Here is a 3161-nt window from a genome sequence, read left to right as displayed (position 1 = left end):
AAAAGCCATAGGCGCGGCTCATATCGCCGGTGACACCCGCGCTGTTTTGATGGAAGCTGCCCATCAGGTCAAAGGCCGCCGGAATACCCAGCAGCATCCCTTGCTCCACAATCTGTACTGCCCGTTCCGGGTCGGCGGCGACTTCGTAAGGCGCAAAGCCATCGCCATTAATGAGTACCCCTGCCAGATTCATCATCGCTTTCCAGTGCTGCTTATTCGCGGCTTGTTGCCACAGTTCTATCGCTTTCGGGTAGTTGCGTTGCTTCGGCGGCAAATCACGGCTGGTAATACGCAAACCTTCCTGAAACCAGGCTTCCGCCTGCGCATCAATCGGCGGCACGTTGTTAACCTCGTACTGACAAGTAAAATCTTTGCGGTGCGGATCGAAGGCTTTTAAAGCCATATTGCGCGGTAAGGTCGGTTTCATGGAACAGGCATTCAGCGTGACCGTGACAAGCAAAAAACAAAGCATCGAGCGGCAGAAACCGGGGCATGGGCTACCCTTATGCTCAAGTGCGGGAAGACGATTCATGCGCTGGCCGCCTCTATCAGTTGCCAGGTCACCAGATGGCTATCTACCGCTATCAGCCAATCTTTATCCGGTTCCGGAAAACGCTGCCCCTGCACGACAGCGGCCTGCCGCCAGCGCCAGTTCACCAGCGATTTGAGCGGGTGTTCCGCCGCCAGCGTCGGTTGCCAGACGCCGCTGTGCGGACACGGCTCGGCGCCGTTGCACAAGGTCATCGCGGCCGGATTGGCCTGCGCCACGCGCCACAGGCCGCCAAGCAGTTGGGCCGGCAATGCCCGTGGCGGCACTTGTTGCGGGAGGCCCATGTAATGCCACATGATGCGGCCGTCATTCTGGGTCAGGCCGGCGCGCAGGTCGGCAAACGGTTCACCGCGCGCATACCGTTGCGGAACCTGGTTTTGATCCCAGAGGCGATGCTCTTGGGTACGTGGACTGAGCAGTTGCGGCAGCCAGTAGCCACTGAAGCGAGCAGTGGTGCTTTCATATTGCGACGTGACTTGTCTGCCATCGCTTGTTTCAGCAGCCGGCGGCACGGCCTCTTTCGGCAGCACCCAGCCTTGCGGAATGTGGGCGCGGCCGGACAGGTTGGCCCCCGGCGTGGCTGCCGGCGGTGGCGGCGCAGGCATGACCGGCTTGGCGGCGTTGATCAGGGATTCGATCTTGCTGTCCCATTGGGGGAGTGTTGCGGGAGGCAGCGGCAGGATTTTATCGAGGTTAGGGAAACGCAGATCGGGGTTGTGATAGAGCGCATCGCCTAAAGCACCGTAACGTTCGGAACGGGCGGTGTCGATGAAATTATTGGTAAGAGGGTCATCATGGTGGCGAAAACTGGAGGAAAGATAATTTGCACATTCCTCACATCCCATTTTGACGCCTTCGTGAAAGACTTTAAGTGCGCGGACGTAATTCTTATCTATTACATTTAATGTCAAACCAAGCTCTAAGGCCCCTTTGCCGTAGCCTTGCGCAAAAGCACATTCCAGCATTTTTCGTCCTACTTCCCGGTTCCCCCAGAACCCTTCTTGCGGGTTGTCATAGGATGCATCAAGTGCTCTCCCTAAAAACGTCTGCGCACTCGGGCTGCCCTTATCCGCCGCCAATTCCCACAAGCCATAGGCACGGCTCATATCGCCGGTGACACCCGCGCTGTTTTGGTGGAAGCTGCCCATCAGATCAAAGGCCGCCGGAATACCCAGCTGCATTCCTTGCTCTACAATTTGCACCGCGCGTTCCGGATCGGCAGCGACTTCGTAAGGCGCAAAGCCATCGCCATTAATGAGCACCCCCGCCAAGTTCATCATTGCTTTCCAGTGCTTCTTGTTCGCGGCTTGCTGCCACAGTTCTACCGCTTTCGGGTAGTTGCGCTGCTTCGGCGGCAAATCGCGGCTGGTAATACGCAAACCTTCCTGAAACCAGGCTTCCGCCTGGGCGTCAATCGGCGGCACGTTGTTGACCTCATATTGACAAACGAAATCTTTTCGGTGCGGATCGAAGGTTTTTAAGGCCATATTGCGCGGCAAGGTCGGTTTCATAGAGCAGGCATTCAAAGTAAAGGTGGCGAGTAAAAGACAGATCATCAGGTGGCGTAAGCGGTGCATTATTTGTCCTTAACCATGTCGGAACGTGACTTTGCGCAGGTCGCGGAAGGGAATTAAATGACCGATGATCGGCTGGTTGTCTGGCATGGCTTTTAAATTATTTAGCATCAATTGCTGCCAATCCTGAAAGGCATTAGCAATTGCTTTCTCGCTACCGTCCCCGCCATTGCAGTCTCCAAATCCCCCCGCATGTTGCCCCCACACCCGCTTGCGCAGTTCAGCGGCCTTGACCGCATCATCGGTCGTCATATTGATTTCACTGTCGCCCGCCATGCTGCGCACATTCATGTTGGCGCTGCCCAGCGTGATGAACGAATCATCAATGATCATGAGTTTGCTGTGGATGTAGACTTGCCGGTAGTTGGAAACTTGCTTAGGCAAGGGGCGGCCATTGTTGCGGGTGATCAGCCGTGCCAGCAGCACTTTGAGCCCGAGGGATTCTATCTCGCCGGTCTTCGGATTCTTGACCGGTTCCTGCACCCGTTCCGAGGTCTGCAGCAGCGGACCTTTGATCGGCGTCAAGCCCGGTTCCGCCATCTGCTGTTCCGGGCTAAGCTTGTTCCAGTAAGCGACGTCGGCATCGTATTTTTTCTGGGCAGCCTCGATCACGCTTTGCTGCCCGGCGGGATTCCTGGGATCGGCTCCGGTCATGCTGTGGCCTTCGCCGAGACTTTTCACAGTGTCATAGGTGCGCGGCACCATGCCATCGTCTTCCGGCTGGGGAATCACCACAAACAGATGCAGCAGCTTGCATTCGCACGATTTTTTCCCCGCATCGAGCGACCATTGCGTAAAGTTGGCGCGCATCTTTTTAAGATGCCGCACCCAGCGCTCATAAAAGAAATACTGGTTTTCTATATACAGATAATTACGCGCCAGGCCTGTCGCCTGGAAGTAGGCGTTCTTAATGGTTTTATCGCCTTCTTCCGGTTGCGTGCGCACAATCTGTATCGTGGAGCCGCGCGCCGTGGTCGGCAGGCTGGGGGGGACTGCCTTGCTTTCTCCCTGGTGCGGCTGACCCTTGGCGCGTAACC

2 protein-coding genes and 1 pseudogene are annotated in these 3161 nt (G+C 56.5%); all 3 read right to left on the bottom strand.

The genetic code is table 11. The features are described 5' to 3' along the window. Positions 1-427, bottom strand: a pseudogene (locus KHU33_RS25850) (sel1 repeat family protein); the annotation flags it as partial. A 101-nt stretch (positions 428-528) separates the two neighbouring features. Next, entirely contained in the window at positions 529-2127 is a 1599-nt protein-coding gene (locus tag KHU33_RS25845; protein ID WP_211468370.1) for a tetratricopeptide repeat protein, read from the bottom strand. 9 nt (positions 2128-2136) lie between these two features. Next, the coding region (locus tag KHU33_RS25840) for a phospholipase D-like domain-containing protein (RefSeq protein WP_230414562.1) at positions 2137-3161 on the bottom strand (1025 nt) is incomplete at its 5' end.

Origin of the sequence: Collimonas silvisoli (assembly GCF_018305005.1) — a bacterium.
GTDB classification, from domain to species: domain Bacteria; phylum Pseudomonadota; class Gammaproteobacteria; order Burkholderiales; family Burkholderiaceae_D; genus Collimonas; species Collimonas silvisoli.
Note: the sequence above shows the minus strand (reverse complement) of the source record. Positions and strands in the feature narration are given on the sequence as shown.

Bases quoted from the DNA above. Each gene is read 5' to 3' on its own strand.
- KHU33_RS25845 (WP_211468370.1), bottom strand. From the start codon at position 2,127: ATGCACCGCTTACGCCACCTGATGATCTGTCTTTTACTCGCCACCTTT.